13 protein-coding genes are annotated in these 16922 nt (G+C 35.6%); 2 read left to right on the top strand and 11 right to left on the bottom strand.

From position 1 onward, the window contains the following. Positions 1–130: 130 nt before the first annotated feature. Complete coding sequence (locus ACODST_RS23125; RefSeq protein WP_488934459.1) at positions 131–1000, bottom strand: diacylglycerol/lipid kinase family protein; 870 nt, start codon at positions 998–1000, stop codon at positions 131–133. A gap of 61 nt (positions 1001–1061) precedes the next feature. Here ACODST_RS23125 and ACODST_RS23120 point away from each other — a divergent pair, with 61 nt between their 5' ends. Beyond that, positions 1062–2024: an App1 family protein phosphatidate phosphatase gene (locus tag ACODST_RS23120; RefSeq protein WP_488934458.1), complete on the top strand. Its 963-nt coding sequence runs from the start codon at positions 1062–1064 to the stop codon at positions 2022–2024. Between the two features lie 467 nt (positions 2025–2491). Here ACODST_RS23120 and abc-f read toward each other — a convergent pair whose 3' ends face one another. Further along, positions 2492–4414, bottom strand: a complete 1923-nt coding sequence (gene abc-f, locus ACODST_RS23115) for a ribosomal protection-like ABC-F family protein (RefSeq protein ID WP_488934457.1) — start codon at positions 4412–4414, stop codon at positions 2492–2494. A 195-nt stretch (positions 4415–4609) separates the two neighbouring features. Continuing rightward, positions 4610–5095 carry a hypothetical protein gene (locus ACODST_RS23110; protein WP_488934456.1) on the bottom strand — a complete coding sequence of 162 codons (486 nt, stop codon included), beginning with the start codon at positions 5093–5095 and terminating at the stop codon, positions 4610–4612. 175 nt (positions 5096–5270) lie between these two features. On the opposite strand from ACODST_RS23110, the gene ACODST_RS23105 reads away from it, so the two are divergent. Then, complete coding sequence (locus tag ACODST_RS23105) at positions 5271–5654, top strand: DUF983 domain-containing protein (RefSeq protein WP_488934455.1); 384 nt, start codon at positions 5271–5273, stop codon at positions 5652–5654. Here ACODST_RS23105 and ACODST_RS23100 read toward each other — a convergent pair. From ACODST_RS23100 to topA, 8 genes are all read right to left on the bottom strand, one after another. Continuing rightward, the gene (locus tag ACODST_RS23100) at positions 5635–6708 is read right to left on the bottom strand and encodes an NAD(P)/FAD-dependent oxidoreductase (protein WP_488934454.1); all 1074 of its coding nucleotides are present in this window, start codon (positions 6706–6708) and stop codon (positions 5635–5637) included. The two genes, ACODST_RS23105 and ACODST_RS23100, sit on opposite strands and share 20 nt — an antisense overlap. Positions 6709–6784: 76 nt before the next feature. Then, positions 6785–7771, bottom strand: a complete 987-nt coding sequence (gene porN / locus ACODST_RS23095) for a type IX secretion system ring subunit PorN/GldN (protein WP_488934512.1) — start codon at positions 7769–7771, stop codon at positions 6785–6787. 255 nt (positions 7772–8026) lie between these two features. After that, positions 8027–9016 (bottom strand): type IX secretion system ring subunit PorN/GldN, encoded by a 990-nt coding sequence (gene porN, locus ACODST_RS23090; RefSeq protein ID WP_488934453.1) that lies wholly within the window; start codon positions 9014–9016, stop codon positions 8027–8029. A 40-nt stretch (positions 9017–9056) separates the two neighbouring features. Continuing rightward, the gene (gene porM / locus ACODST_RS23085) at positions 9057–10601 is read right to left on the bottom strand and encodes a type IX secretion system motor protein PorM/GldM (RefSeq protein ID WP_488934452.1); all 1545 of its coding nucleotides are present in this window, start codon (positions 10599–10601) and stop codon (positions 9057–9059) included. Between the two features lie 51 nt (positions 10602–10652). After that, positions 10653–11300 (bottom strand): type IX secretion system motor protein PorL/GldL, encoded by a 648-nt coding sequence (gene porL / locus ACODST_RS23080; protein WP_488934451.1) that lies wholly within the window; start codon positions 11298–11300, stop codon positions 10653–10655. Positions 11301–11372: 72 nt separating this feature from the next. Then, positions 11373–12764: a T9SS ring complex lipoprotein PorK/GldK gene (gene porK, locus ACODST_RS23075; protein WP_488934450.1), complete on the bottom strand. Its 1392-nt coding sequence runs from the start codon at positions 12762–12764 to the stop codon at positions 11373–11375. Between the two features lie 263 nt (positions 12765–13027). After that, complete coding sequence (locus tag ACODST_RS23070) at positions 13028–14179, bottom strand: formimidoylglutamase (RefSeq protein WP_488934449.1); 1152 nt, start codon at positions 14177–14179, stop codon at positions 13028–13030. A 3-nt stretch (positions 14180–14182) separates the two neighbouring features. Next, a complete protein-coding gene (gene topA, locus ACODST_RS23065) occupies positions 14183–16696 on the bottom strand; it encodes a type I DNA topoisomerase (protein WP_488934448.1) in 2514 nt (837 codons plus the stop codon). Positions 16697–16922 lie beyond the last annotated feature (226 nt).

The following is a 16922-nucleotide window of genomic DNA, read 5'->3' as shown; positions in this document are numbered from 1 at the left end:
TCAAGGAGCTTTTTTTTTAGCTCTGGAAGAGCGAAATATTTATAGAAAAAAATAAGGTTAAGATAAAAAGCTCCGGCGGAGCGACATATCCAACACACCAATATTTCCTCAATGAAAAATCAGGCCAAATCTACGGAACCGCAATTTTCATCTGCTTATGCAGAATATGAATTTCCAAAGAAGTCTGTGCTCCGCAATATTCGCCATCAATTTGAAAATTAACTGGATAATCGGTTTTTATTTCGGCTTTATCTGTTGAAATAATGACGATATCATCTGAATCAATTGGCATATTACCCGTAATAATTTTTCCGATTAATAATAAATCCAGACTTTTTAAAATAACCAGTTCAAACTTTCCGTCATTCATCGCTCCGTTTGGATTGATGATTACTCCTGTTCCGTATTTCTGCGAATTGGCTATGACAATCATTCTCGCAGTATGTTCCACTGTTTTATTGTTTGCCGAAATAGATGCCACAAAGGGATCTTCTGATTCTTTTAAAGTGGTAAAAGCCTGCAATGCATATCCCCAAAAACCACGCACATCACTTTGCTCGTAATTTTTAACCAAATTGGCATTCAATCCTAAATCGCTTAAATGAATGCTTTTTTTGCCATTGATACAAATCATATCCATTTCGATATAATGATGCAAAAAGGCTATTTTAAGGTTTTCTTCAATTCCCTGAGGCAGATTCAAATCTACCGAAAGTCCGTTTGCTGAACCAGCCGGTAAAATCCCGATAATAACGTCGTGTTCTTCCATCGCTTCGGCAACCATTTTAATGGTTCCGTCACCACCGGCTACAATAATTCGTTCGGGATTATATTCTTTATATAGAGATTGTATTTCTTTTGGGTCATTTTTTCCTGTTGTTTCATACACTTCCAAATCAAAATGATTGGTCGTTGCAAACTCTTCTACAGCTTCAATCAAATCCGATTTATCCAAATCTCCCGAGATTGGATTTACGACAAATAGTATATTCTTTTTCAAAATTTTATTTTTAAAACCAATTAAATTAAGTAATTTACAGTTACCTAAATATACGTAATTAATGAAACCAATTCTACAATTATATCGCGGTTATGCAAATGAGCAAGAATTAATTGTGATGGGGCACGTTTTAAAAAGAGAGCATAATTACGATTTTCAGAAGAAAAATTTAAAAAATGCCACTTCAATTCTAAAGTTATTCAGAATCAAAACCATTAAAAATTTTGATGTTTATCTTCATTACAATAATGAAATCATTCATACTAAAACCTTAGACGACGGTTATTTCAATTTCTGTATTCCGTTGGAAAAAGAAACCCATTTTGGATGGATGCCATATGAAGTAAGTCTGAAATACGAAAACAAAACCACAATCTGCAAAGGCAGTTTTATACGTCCGCACAAAGGAAAACTCGGAATCATTTCTGATATTGATGATACTTTTTTGATTTCGCACACCAAAAACTTTTTCCGAAAACTTTACATTTTACTTTTTAAGAATGTAAATGACCGTAAAGTTTTCAAAGATGTTGTGGCTCATTACCAAGCCTTAAGTCAGGCAGGAAGAGACAAACCCGAAGAAGAAAATGCTTTTTTCTACATTTCCAGCAGTGAGTGGAATTTATACCGTTTTATTGCAAAATTTACCAAAATCCACAAACTTCCAAAAGCCGTAATTCTCCTGAAAGACATTAGAAGAGGAATTACCGATTTTTTTATGAGCGGCAGAGGAAGCCACGATCATAAATTCCAGAAAATCAAACATGTTGTCGAGTTTTATCCAACCTTAAAATATGTTTTACTGGGAGATGATTCACAGCACGATCCTATTTTATATGAGCGAATCTGCAAAATATTCCCCGTTACTGTAATTGCGGTTTACATTAGGCAAACTGGCAAATCACCAAAAACCGAAGTGCAAAAGATTCTAAAGAACTTAGAAAACCTGAATGTTTCTGTCTGCTATTTTAAAGAAAGCAGCAAAGCAATAGAACATTCAAAATCTATTGGAATTATTAGGTAGTTTTTAAAAATCATTTGGGCGAGACAGCATTAGAAAAAGTGGGCCAACATACTTTGTCTTTATTCGCCCACTTTCCCTAATGCTGTCGGGCTGTCCGCGCTACTTCGGCAGCTTGCTCCCATCCCTCTCGCAGCCAATCTTTGTCGAGCTACTTGCGGAGATCCTTTCTTCGTCAGGATGACATACTGTGAAGAAAAATTAAACCCTAAAAAAAGAACTTATTTAGCCCAGATTGAAGCGGAAAGCCCGGAATAAAAAAAGTAAAAGTTTCTTGTTCTAAAAAAGCGACCAACGGAAGCTCTTTTTAGAACATTAGAAACTTTGCTTTTTTTATGAGGACTTGAAGCGGAAAGCTGGATTAGCTTCTGAAAACTTAAAAACCTTTGCCAATATTGAAATTGTGACAAAGGTTTTTATGTATAGTATATAACTGAAAACCGCAACTGGGACTGAAAACTTAAAAAAACTTAACCATTAAAACTATCAATCTCCTCTGAAACAACTTCCCAGTCGATTAATAATTGTTCTAAATCTTGTTTCTTTTTATTGTAGGCCGTAAAAAACGATGCATCTTCGATATGTTTGTCGTAATTGGTTTCCAGCATTTTATCGTCGTGCTGAATCTGTTTTTCTAACTGCTGAATCTGGCTTTCGATTTTGCTCAATCTGTTTTGAAGCGCTTTTCCTTTCTTCTGATCTTCGTACGATAATTTACTCGCTTCTTTTTCTTTTGGAGACGGAGCTATTTTCACCACATCTTTTTTCTCTACTTCACGCATATTTTCCATATTACGCTGTTCCAGAAAAAAGTTGATATCACCTAAATATTCTCTGATTTTTTGATCTTTAAATTCGTAAACGATATTCGACATTCCCTGAAGGAAATCCCTGTCGTGAGAAACCAATAATAAAGTTCCGCCAAATTTTTGAAGTGCCGCCTTTAAAACGTTCTTAGATTTAATATCCAAGTGGTTCGTAGGCTCATCCATCAACAGCACGTTTATTGGCTGTAATAATAGTTTACAAAGCGCCAAACGGTTACGTTCGCCCCCGGAAAGTACTTTTACTTTTTTCTCTACATCGTCTCCGCGGAATAAAAAGGCTCCCAGCATATCACGTACTTTCATACGATTCGTGTCGGTTGCTGCATCTTCCATTGTTTGAAGAAGTGTAATTTCTCCGTCCAAATGTTCCGCCTGATTTTGGGCAAAATATCCTAATTGTACATTATGACCTAATTTGATATTTCCTTGGTATTCGAATTCGTTTACCAAAGCTTTGATAAAAGTCGATTTTCCTTGTCCGTTCTGCCCAACAAAAGCAATTTTACTGCCTCGTTCTACCAATAAACTAATGTCTTTCAGAATCGTTTTATCTCCGTAAGCTTTGGTTACATGTTCGGCTTCGATAACTACTTTTCCCGGTTCTTTTGAAACTGGGAAAGAAATATTCATTACCGAATTATCATCTTCATCCACTTCGATTCTTTCTACTTTATCCAGTTTTTTAATCAACGACTGCGCCATGGAAGCTTTAGAAGCTTTGGCACGGAATTTCTCGATTAATTTTTCTGTTTCTTCAATCTTTTTCTGCTGGTTCTTCTGCGTCGCCAATTGTTTCTCACGAATTTCATGACGCAGTTCTAAATACTGAGAATACGGTTTATTGAAGTCGTATGCTTTTCCCAGAGAAATTTCAATGGTTCGATTGGTAACATTGTCCAGAAACATTTTATCGTGCGATACAATCACCACTACTCCCGGATAATTACGAAGGAAGTTTTCTAACCAAATAATACTTTCAATATCCAGGTGGTTGGTTGGCTCATCCAGAAGTAATACATCATTCGACTGCAAAAGTAATTTTGCCAATTCGATACGCATTCTCCATCCACCGGAGAAAGTTTCGGTCTGGTTATTAAAAACTTCTCTTTTAAAACCTAAACCTAAAAGAATTTTTTCTGTATCTCCAACATAGTTATAACCGCCTAAAAGCTCAAAACGATGCGTGTAATCAGAAAGATCTTCTATGATTTTAGCATATTCTTCGCTTTCATAATCGGTTCTGGTAACCAATTGATGATTGATTTCTTCTAACTTCTTTTCTACAACTTTGATTTCAGTAAAAGCTTCATAAGCTTCTTCCAAAACCGTTCTTCCTTGTTCAAAATCGATATCCTGACGCAGGAAACCCATTTTAATATCTTTCTCCTGAGAAATAACTCCGGAATCCGGTTTAAAATCTCCTGCCAACATTTTAAGCATGGTCGATTTACCTGCTCCGTTTTTACCAACAAGACCAACCCGGTCGCCGGCTCCTAAACGGAAAGTTACTTCTTCAAATAAATAGGTTCCTCCAAAAGAAACGGAAAGATTGTGTATATTAAGCATAATGTATGACGATAAAATGTAAAGATTAAAAAAACCTTTTTATTCATTAAATAAAAAATTGCAAATAGGTTAAAATAATCAGTTACAATTTTGAAAGTGCAAAAGTATAACTTTTAATTGAAGTTTTTATGCTGAAAAACAAGAGCTTTTACAACAATTCAAAACTAAAATTGACTTCAAATAACGTTCAATTGTTTACATTTCAAGACTTTCAAAATCTTTAGGTTTATTCAGCTCTAAACTTTCCAGATTATCTAAAATATTTTCTTTTTCCAATTTTTGCTTTAAAATTAAATCGCCAAAAACAATAATTAGTGTCTGATCACCGGTTTTAACGCCATAAAATCTTTCATTCAAACTGGTTTCTTCAAGAATATTATTGAGACTAAAAATTAAGTCTTTATCAAACCACTCTTCACAAAGAAGTTTTATGTTTTTTTGAATATTTTCAAATTCAAAAGAAATTAAAACCGAATAATATTTTTGTTCATCTTTACAGCAGTATCCTTCTTTTGTTTTAATATTTTTTAAGCTAAACTTATCTTTTGCCACACGGCTTAAATTCTCAACCAGAATAAAATAATCCTCACCATCATTAAATGATTCGCAGTCAAACCAAACATAATCTGTTCCTGGTTCAAAAAATCCGAACTCGGCCAATACAGCTGTTATCTCTCTCATTCTTCCTAAATTTTTGTTCTTTTAAAATGAAACTATCAAGCAGCCCGTTTTTTATTCCTTTTTACAAGATTTAAAGTCTTAAAATAAGCTATATTTGCGTAAATAAATTCTTCTATTATTACAGGATATCTAAATTTATTTTTTTAGAATTCTGACCATAAAAATATTAACTAAAATGTTAACAAAAGGATCCAAACTAAATAGTATTGTAACAGGAAGTTGTCCAAAATGTCAAAAAGAAAGCATGTATACCGACCAAAACCTGCTGCATTTGACTAATGTTCTAAAAATGAACGAGAATTGCAGTCACTGCGGTCTGAAATATCAAATAGAACCTTCGTTTTTTTACGGTGCCATGTATGTAAGCTACGCACTGAACGTAGCAGTGGGAATTGCTGCTTTTATTGTTTCCTTTGTCTTTTTCGGAGCCAGTATCGGTCAGTCTTTTATTGCCATTATTGTAACTCTGGTATTGTTGTTTCCTGTTGTATTAAGGCTTTCCCGAAACCTCTACATCAATATGTTTGTTTCTTACGATCCTAACGCTGGCCGAAAGTAATCCCTTTTAAATATCTTTTATGGAAACGTTTAATATCGGCTTCGCGGTCTATAGGAGTTCCGTTTTCGATATGTTCATACAGCATTTTTGCTAATGCCGGTCCAAGCATTACACCACGTGTCCCTAATCCGTTAAGAATATGAATAGAACTATACGCTTCATGAGTTCCTACTAAAGGTCTTCTGTCAGCAACTGTGGGTCTTACTCCTGCAAAATGCTTTACAATTTCAAAATCGCAGGTAATAATTTCCTTAATGCGGTCTATAAGTTCCTGTTTACCTTCTTCTGTTGGAAGAGCAGTTTTGTCATGCCAGTTATAAGTAGCGCCAACTTTATACAAATTACCGCCTACCGGCAGAATGAAGACACTTGTATTCACAATCAGATCTAATTTTAAATCAGGCGCTTTTATTAAAAACAATTCCCCTTTTGTACCATCCAAAGGAAGATAGTTAAAATAAGGATTTTTATGCAGCCCAAAACCTTCGGCAAATATAATATGACGGGCTTTAATATTTTTATACTGAATTCCGGATTCAAGAATTTCCAGGAAAGAGCTATGGAAAGATTCTTCCAGAAGCAAATTATTGTCTTTTAAATAAGCTTTGTAGCTTTCTAACAACTGCCCGGTTTTAACATAACCTGTATGCAGCACTTCTCCGTAATTGTGCGGAGAATCAATACCCTGATACTTTTTAGTAATTAATTTGGTTGATAAAAAAGGAGCTAAATTTATTTTATCTGAAGCCGCAAACCAATTATTTTGTTCTTCAATAGAAAAAAACTTTCTAAGAATAGGCATTTTATAATTGAATTTTTCCTGTAGTTTTTCCTCTACTCGTTCATAGAACTCATTCATTAAAATCAAATGCTCCTTAGCATTCCAAACTTCACTGAAACGTTTTAGAATAACCGGATTGTACAAACCTCCCGCAATTCTGGATGAATTTTGAGATTTATCATCTATAAGTAAAACAGACTTATTGTTTTTAAGGGCAACTTCAGCAAAAGAAATGCCGGCCAGTCCGGATCCGACGATTAAATAATCAAGCATTGTATAGTATGAATAAAATAAAAAAACTCCTGCTGCAAAGGTAGCAAGAGTTTTTCTTATAATACTACAGAAACGGTTAGTAGTTCCACATATCTTCTTCAAAATTGCGAATCTTCTCTTTTACCCTATCTGATTCTAAGAGCTGATTCTGCGCATTATCTTTCATATAATCTTTAATCTGACGATCCCCATACATATTCTCTTCTATATAAATAATCGCATTAAAACGTCTTGAATTTAAGATCTGGTCAAATGAAATAGGAAGAGCCGAATTTTTATCATTAAATGCTTTAGCTTCATGTAAAACGTCACGGGCATTAGGAAAGAAAACCCAGAAAAGTTCGATATAGTCTTTTTCATCACTATTCATCGTATACACATCGGGAGTTACGGGGCAAATACCTAATAAACGGTATTTAAGTTCACTCTGCCTTTTGTCAAAATACCAGTATCCTTTAATTTTATACTGAGCCACATCGGCTGCCGTAAGATCTTGTTTTAAAATGTACTCTGCAGGCACCGTTCTACTTGGACCAACAGTCTCTTCGACATAGCTCACATTTTTATTTTTACCTTTTCCGGTCACTACTTTTTTCTTAACCACACGTGATCTGTAATCGTCCGGATACTGATTAATAAGCTCGCGCCCTGCATCGGTTGTATCCACACGAGTCAGCGAACCTTCAATATCCTTTAATGACTTTTTGGTATTAAAATAACTGTCTGTGTACACCTCTGTTATTTTACCCTGTCTGATCGCCTTTGTCAGGACATCGTAAAGCGAACGTCTGTCGGCACCAATGTTAACAGTATCTACCGGATAATACAAAGGAAAATTTATCTTTTCATTTAAATCTATAATCTCCCACACTGTTTTCCCCATCAAAATGTCCCGGTCATCTACATAACCATAGGCCAGGGGCTTATCGTTATCAGAAATTAAATGTGAGGCTGATTTCTGCCCAATTTGATTGGCTGTTTTTGCATTAAGTAAATTTGATTGTGCCTGAACTGCAAAACCCGTAACGACAAAAACGATAATTAAAAAAAATTTTACTTTCATCATAATACAATTTAAATAAACAAAACGAAGCTTTTTATCTTTTATTGTTACTTTTCTTACATTATTTTCTGAAAAATTTTTTATCAGCTTTACAGGCTGTTACTACAGCTGCTGTACAGCTTCAGTCCTGCTAAAGAGGCAGCATCTGAGTACAGCACACAAAACAGCCAAAGAACTACAAATGAGGTTGTTATAAAATAAAAAAACTCCTGCTACAAAGATAGCAAGAGTTTTTTATAATTTTATTTGAGATGCTTAGTAATTCCACATATCCTGTTCGAAGTTACGAATCTTTTCTTTTACTCTCTCTGATTCTAACAACTGATTCTGCGCATTATCTTTCATGTACTCTTTAATCTCACGATCCCCGTACAAGTTTTCTTCTTTATAGATTATTGCATTAAATCTTCTTGAATTTAAAATCTGATCGAATGAAATTGGAAGTGCCGAATTGTTATCATTAAAAGCTTTGGCATCATGCAGAACTTCACGGGCATTCGGGAAGAAAACCCAGAATAACTCGATATAATCCTTCTCGTCACTGTTCATCGTGTAAACGTCCGGCGTTACTGGACAAAGTCCAAGCAGACGATATTTCAATTCACTCTGACGTTTGTCAAAATACCAATATCCTTTGATTTTGTACTGAGAAACGTCTGCAGAAGTTAAATCCTGTTTTAAGATATATTCAGCAGGAACTGTTCTTGATGGTCCAACCGTTTCTTCAACGTAGTTTACTTTTTTATTTTTACCTGTACCTGTAACTACTTTTTTCTTCACTACACGTGATTTGTAATCATCAGGATACTGGTTGATAAGTTCTCTACCGGCATCTGTTGTATCAATACGGGATAATGCACCTTCGATGTCTTTCATAGATTTTTTAGTATTGAAATAACTATCAGAATACACCTCAGTTATTTTGCCTTTTCTAACGGCTTTCGTCAAAACGTCGTAAAGAGAACGTCTGTCAGAACCAATATTAGCTGTATCTACAGGAAAATACATTGGGAAGTTGATTTTTTCATTCAAATCAATAATCTCCCAGGTAGTTTTCCCCATCAGGATATCTCTATCATCAACATAACCATAGGCTAATGGCTTATCATTATCAGAAATAAGCTGCGCAGGTGTTTTAAGCCCGATCTGAGCAGGTGTTTTTGCATTTAGCAAATTCGATTGCGCATAAGAAGCAAAACCTCCGGCGATAGAAACAATAGCTATTAAAAAATTTCTTACTTTCATCGTGGTATCATTAGATATTGAATGTAGTTTTCACTACTAATTATTGTATTTCGTAGATTACCGGAGCAGTTCTTGGCAATAAATAGCTGCCGGCTCCAACAAGTTTAGTTTTAATTTCAGAAATAGTAACCTGATCTCCTTTACCTGCTCTTGAAAGTACTTGTTTACATTGTGCATTTAATTTATTACCAGTAACAACCACTGTAGGCTGTCCTGCGATTTTCATATTAAATCCAACTACATCTAAACCAACTTCGAAATCGAAGTCAAGTAATTTAGCTCCAATAGTAGCAATCTCTAAGTTAGATTTAGGACCTTTAACAACGCCCATCTCTCCTCTGATTGTTCCTGTTGGACCAGGAATACCTTTAATTCTGAATGTTTTCTTATCTGAAACTTTATCACCGTTTGGCAAAGTTCCTGTTACAGAAATAGTAGCTTCTGTTCCTGAACCCGGGTTCATGTTATATTTTCCAGGTTTACCAGCTGAAGATAATCCAGGTGCACTAGCCACCACTTTGTTATCAGCAACACCAGCAAAAGATACAGAAATAGGGTTAACAACACCTCTGTACACTACGTTCATCTTATCTGCAGAAATCGTAGCAGAGTTTGGTCTTGGAACTACAACGTATTTTCCAGCGAATTTTAATGGAATGTTTTTTCCATCTTCTAAGAAAGTAAATTGTCCATTAATGTTCTGCTCACCAACTCCACCAGCTGTTAAAGAGATAACTGCTTGTCCGTTTACAATTTGTCCAGGACCTTGAAAAGAAGTTGGCGTTGTGTTTTCGTCATAACGACCTAAAACCACTTTTCCTGTAACTTTTTCTCCCTGAAAATAAGCATTTTTGTCTAAAACCACAATTGCCTGATAATTGTTATAAGAAGCTGCTGCTACAGCTGCTTTTCCTAAAGCACTGTTGTAAACATCAGTTTCTGCTTTTTTAACATCATTCTGCCAAGCTGAAAGTTTAGCAGCAGTAGCGATTGCAGGAAAACCCTTAAAGTGATAAGCTAAGTATTTTTCTTTTATACCTTCTTTGTTTTTTACTTCAGAAACATCAAATTTCTTGTCAATTTCAGCGATGATGTTACCATATTTATTTTTAGGATCCGTTAAAGCAGTTTTCATATCTGCTTTATACTTTTCGATTTTAGCGATGATTTCGTTACCTTTTTTAGTGTAACCGTCTCCTGTAAACCAGTCATCGATATTATCTCCTCTATCCATAGCTTCGTATGGCAGTTTTCCAGTTTCTTTTTCAACTTCAAATCCTTTGATAGACTGAGCTTTTAAAGTACCGATATAATCGTAAAATTCTTTTGAAATTGCCTGAACTTTATGAGCTGTTTCTTGAGCTTTTATAAATTCTCCTTTTGCTTCAGAAGCTTTTTGATCTAAAGATTGTAATAAGCCTTCGTTTGTTGTAACTGAAGTAGCATTAGCAGCTTCAAATTTTTCGTTCATCAAACCAAAAGCAGAAATTACTTCTTTTGATACGTTCATTGCCAACATTGCGATGAAAACCAGATACATCAGGTTGATCATCTTCTGTCTAGGGGTTAATTTTCCTCCTGCCATTTTTTTCTAATTAGTTTTTATTAATAAATTTAATATCTAGTTAAAAACTAATTATCCTTTGTTACTCATTGCAGAAAGCATACCACCATAAACGCTGTTTAAAGAAGCGATGTTTGCTGTCATAGAAGCCATTTGCTCTTTTAATTTAGACGCATTTTCAGCGATTTGCTCATTAGCTTCAGCATTTTTTGAAGCACTTTCTAATTGTACTTTATATAAACTGTTTAATGATTCCATTTGTTCAGCAGCACGAGCTAACTCATCACCATATTTTTTAGTAGAAGCGATTGAATCTACAGTTGGAGCGATTCCTTTAGCAGCTGATTCGAAGTTTTTGATGCTGTTTCCTAAGCTTGCCATTAACTCACCGTCAACTTTAGCTTCTTTTAACATAGCATCTAATTTTTGAGATAATAAACCTTGGGCATCAGTTGGAGTCTCAACTTTTTCGGATTTTTTTCTAGCTTGTCCGTTAGCTAATTCAGGGTAAACAAGGGTCCAGTCTAATTCCTCCTCAACAGGTTCAAAAGCAGATAACGCGAAGATTAATGCCTCAGTCAAAAGACCTACTGAAAGCATAACTGTTCCTGTTAATGGCCCAATTTCAAAGTGAGTAATTTTGAATAAAGCTCCAACGATTACTACTGCCGCTCCCATACCATAAGCGAAATTCATTGCTTTTTTACTTAATAATGCCATAATAATTCTTTTTTTAGGTTTTAATTTTAAATAGATTCGATTTGGTTATTGTATTGATTTAATTATAAATTACTATTTTTTAGTACCCGTTACCTGAGTTCCCATGTAATCCTGAACCGTTCTGAAACCAATGTAGCTTCTTGCCGAGTCAGCATATTCGTGATCACGTGTACCTACCTGAAGGAAGTAAGAAACATCTTTCCATGATCCTCCGCGAACTACTTTTCTTTGGTTGTTACCATCAATTACGTTAGGGTTCATTGTAGAAACGTACTCGTAAGCATTTGGATTATAAGCTGAATCTGTCCACTCTGACACGTTTCCTGCCATGTTATATAATCCGTAACCGTTTGGATCGTATGATTTGGCTTCTACAGTGTATAAAGCCTCATCAGCTGCGTAATCTCCTCTATTTGGTTTGAAGTTAGCTAAGAAACAGCCTCTGTCGCTCTTAGTGTATGGTCCTCCCCAAGGGAAAGTAGCAGACTCCAGACCGCCTCTTGCAGCATACTCCCATTCTGCCTCTGTTGGCAATCTGAAAGAGTTTACTAAATCACGTCCTTTTTTCTTAGATTTAATATAGCTGTTTTTATTTAAAGTTCTCCATGCGCAGAAAGCTTTAGCCTGTTTCCAGGTCACCCCTACTACAGGATAATCACCATATGCTTTATGCCAGAAGTAATCATTGTGCATTGGTTCATTATAAGAATAAGCGAAATCTTTAATCCAAACTGTTGTATCAGGGTATACATTAACCTGTTCTGTTTTAACGAAATCTTTTCTTTTTCCAACTTTTGCTTTTGCAGCAGCCTGAATATCCATCCAGGAATAACGGAATTTCAATTTATTCACGTCAATTGTTCTCAAACCATTATATGATTCTTCAATTGGCAGATACATAGAATCCATTACCTCTGCATAATACTCATCCGGATACGCTTTAGTATCTCTGATCAGTTTAATTTTTTTGTTTAATTTTCTATTCGCATAAGGATCATCTTTTGTCCCTACGCTATAGTAATTATCATACATATATTTATCATAGGCCGTCATTTTATCCGGCTCAGAATCATTAAATGCATAATCAGCGATGCTTCCGCCTTTTTTACCTTTGTCACCAGTGCTTTTCTGACCAGTTTCATCAGCTAAGATAGCAAGACGAACTCTCATTGTAGAGTCTTTTACCCACTCCACAAACTGACGGTACTCACTATTTGTAATCTCAGTTTCGTCCATATAAAAAGCACGAACTGTCACTGATTTAGTCGGAGCATCTTCAACATTAGCTAAATCAGCATCCGATTTACCCATAATAAAAGATCCACCCGGAACCAAAGTCATTCCATACGGTTTTTCAGGATGCCATTTCCCTCCTGTAACACCAACTAATTCACCTTTGTCACCTGACTTACCACAGCCGATTACCAGTGTTAACATTGCTGTAAATGCAATAAACTTCTTCATATAAATTTGGATTATCTATTCATTATTAAAAGTCCGTAAACGTATTTATTATTTATCTAAAAAACAATAGCTATTTGCGAAATTTATTTTACCGTTCAAAAATAATGTTAAATAAAATAAAAAAAAAATATTTCATCGACAAACTGATTAAAAAAACCGACGTAAAACGTTAAATTTTATAATATATAAACTTTATCTTACTAATAATTTTAACTTATTTTAAGAAAAATTAAATGTTTTAAGATTTCTATAAAAATTTTCTTCTATAATGCGTTTTTCCGCTGAGCTTTCCACCATCTTTCCGGCAGTTCCTGATTGCAGGCGCTCAAATATTCTTCGTAAGAACACGGTAATAACGTATTTCTTTTTAATTTATTGCTGCCGTTTGTTTCGAACGGAATTTCGATCCACCAACGCTCTGTTTTATCACTTTTATAAAACACCAGTTCTTCTTCTTCCAGCGGAACGATATACTTTAAATAATTAGTTCTGCTTCCGAAAGGATATTCTTTTGAACGGTAATGATACCCTTCGATAAAATACCAAATGATCTGAGCGGCAATAGGAGCTTCAGGCAGTGTACTGTTATGATTAAAAACACCAAAAGAAGACACCTTATCACTAATACCGGCATATCTGGCCAGCGCACAAATCTCTTTGCCGTTAAAACCATTAGGCTCAAAAGAAATCATATTTCCTGACGCTGAAGACTTTACAGAAGTCAGATCGATACTTACCAAATCAGCATCCCTGAATACAGGCTCAGCCAGTGCAATTTTATTTGATATCTCTCCTAAACGATAGGCATCAAAAAACAATTTTTCAATTAAGTCAATTTCTTCCTGTGAATTGTAATAGGTCTGATATCCTATATTACAGTAATTAAAAAGATTATTAGGTTCGTCAATAATAATTTGAGTAAGGTAAGAATTGGCCGAAACCGATTCATTTTCTTTACCAAAATCAAACTTATTATCTACAGAAACCATATTTACCATTTGCTCTAAATCATCATAAGCACGATACAAAGCATAGGTTAAATCCTGTGAACCTCCCAGAACTATCGGAATTACTTTATTCTTAATTAAAGAAGACACTACTTTTTTAACTGCAAAATAAGTATCTTCAACCGTATCTCCCGGCAGTATATCGCCCAGATCAGCAATCGAAGCATCCCAGTTACCCGGAAACATCCCGTAAAGCTTTTTACGAACAGCCGTAAGATTAACTTCGTTGACCATATTAATATTACGGCGGTCTTCTAAAACCCCTACAACGGCTATATTAATTTTACTGATATCCGGAAACTGATCCTGCGTATGCAGCACCACTTTACTACCCAGCTCCTGTGAAGACAACGAACTAATGAATTTTAAAATTCCGTCATTTAAAGGTTCTAGAAAATCAAATTCCATTCTTTATTTCTTTTTTGCTGCTGTTTTTTTGGCCGGGGTTTTCTTAGCTGCTGCCTTTTTTGCAGGTGCCTTTTTAGCCGGTGCTTTTTTCTCGATCATTTCCTGAACCTGAGCCAGTGTCAGCTTTGCAGCATCAACATCTTTGCTTAATTCAATTTTAATTTTACCTTTTAAAATAACCGAACGCCCCCAGCGTGCTTTTTCAACCACAATTCCTTCTTCTTCCCAGTTATGAAGAACTTTATCTATATTTTTTTGTAATTTATCCTCTATTAATTCCTCAACATCAGCCTGAGATAAATTATCAAAATTGTATTTTTTGCTTACGTTTACAAAAAGACCGTTCCATTTAATAAAAGGCCCAAAACGTCCCACTCCTTTTTGAACCGCTTCTCCTTTATAGATGGCAATCGGTGCATCCGCAAGTGCTTTTTCATCAATTAATTCCTGAGCTCTCTCTTTGGTAACATTTAGCGGATCTTCTCCTCTTGGCAGTGAAATAAACACACTTCCGTGACGCACATAAGGTCCGTAACGGCCATTGTTAACTTCAACTTCTTCTCCTTTGTAAGTCCCTAAAGTTTTAGGAAGTAAAAACAAATTCAAAGCCTCTTCAAGCGTAATACTTCCAATATTCTGGTCTGCCATTAAACTGGCAAATTTTTTATCTTCATCATCAGCCTCTCCAATCTGAGCCATCGGACCAAATTTCCCTAAACGAACCGATACCTGTCTTCCGTCAGCATCTTTTCCAAGGATTCTTTCCCCGCTTTCACGCTCGGCATTGGCCTCAACTTCTTTTACGTTGGGATGAAACTGGTTATAGAATTCCTGCATCATTTTTGCCCAGTCGATATTTCCTTCGGCAATTTCATCAAAATCCTGCTCTACTTTTGCTGTAAAATTATAATCCAGAATATTCCCAAAGTTCTTAACCAGGAAATCGGTTACGATTGTTCCAATATCGGTTGGAACCAGTTTCCCTTTATCTGAACCAGTGTTTTCTTTTAAAACTTTCTCTGCTACTTTACTGTTTTGCAGGGTCAGCTGTGTATAATTACGTTCAACACCTTCAAGAGTTCCTTTTTCAATATAATTTCTGTTGATGATAGTCGAAATAGTCGGCGCATAAGTAGACGGACGTCCGATTCCAAGTTCTTCCAGTTTTTTAACCAGAGAAGCTTCTGTATAACGAGCCGGCGGTCTTGAATATCGTTCTGTAGCTGTAATGTAAGTATTAGCCAGTTTTTCGTTTACTTTTAAAGCCGGAAGCATTCCTTCCTGTTCTTCCTCATCATCATCATGACCTTCCAGATACACTTTTAAGAAACCCTCAAAAAGCAATACCTCTCCTGAAGCAGTAAAAAGTTCGTCATGATTATCGGCTTCAATTTTTACATTGGTTCTTTCCAGCTGTGCATCGCTCATTTGCGAAGCCAGTGTTCTTTTCCAGATCAAATCATATAAACGGGCCTGATCACGGTCAATATTTACGCTATGACGTGACATATCTGTCGGACGAATCGCTTCGTGTGCTTCCTGTGCTCCTTTACTTTTTGTTGCAAAAGTTCTTGGTTTCGAAAACTCTTTCCCGTATGATTTTATGATTTCAGCTTCCGCCGCATTCATCGCGTCTTTTGAAAGGTTAACGCTGTCCGTTCTCATATACGTAATAAGTCCGGCCTCATACAAACGCTGAGCCAGCTGCATGGTAATCCCAACCGGCAGATACAATTTTCTGGCCGCTTCCTGCTGAAGTGTAGAAGTAGTAAAAGGTGCCGCTGGTGATTTTTTAGCAGGTTTAGTCTCTAAATCGGCTACCTTGTATTTAGAACCGATATTTTGGCTTAAGAAATCTTCGGCTTCTTTTTTAGTATTAAAATTCTTCGGCAGTTTGGCTTTAAAAGCTTTTCCTGCTTCATTTACAAACTCGGCAACAATAGAATAAGTTGCCACAGCATTAAAATTCTGGATTTCACGTTCTCTTTCTACAATCAAACGCACAGAAACCGACTGTACACGACCAGCTGAAAGCCCGCCTTTAATCTTTCTCCATAAAACAGGAGATAATTCGTAACCTACTAAACGATCCAGGACACGACGTGCCTGCTGTGCATTTACCAGATTATAATCGATTTCTCTTGGATTGTCGATTGCTTTAAGGATCGCCGATTTGGTAATCTCATGAAAAACAATTCGTTTGGTTTTTTTGGTATCCAGTTTCAGTTCTTCCGCCAGGTGCCATGAAATAGCCTCCCCCTCGCGGTCCTCATCGCTTGCTAACCAAACCGTTTCGGCATTCTTAGATAGTGTTTTTAGTTTCGTTACCAGGGCTTTTTTATCGGGAGAGACTTCATATTTAGGTTTAAAACCATTTTCTACATCTACTCCTATTTCCTTTGATGGTAAGTCGGCTATGTGACCATAACTAGACTCCACCTGAAAATCGTTACCAAGAAATTTCTCGATCGTTTTCGCCTTTGCAGGTGACTCCACTATTACTAAATTCTTTGCCATTGCTCTTATTTTCTGCAACAAAAGTATTTATTTTTTTTAAATATTAACCTTATCATTTAATTTTTGAGGTATTTTGATATTATGAAACTTAAAATTGCAGATTTATCTGTAATATTCTGGATTATATATATAGGTACAACTTTTAAACGTTTATGACCATTGAATTCTATTATTTTGGATTTTGGATTTTGGATTTTGGATTTTGGATTTTGGATTTTGGATTTTG

It is taken from the genome of Flavobacterium sp. FG19, from assembly GCF_057809475.1.
The sequence above is the reverse complement of the archived record's forward strand: the minus strand, read 5'-3'. Positions and strand labels throughout refer to the sequence as shown.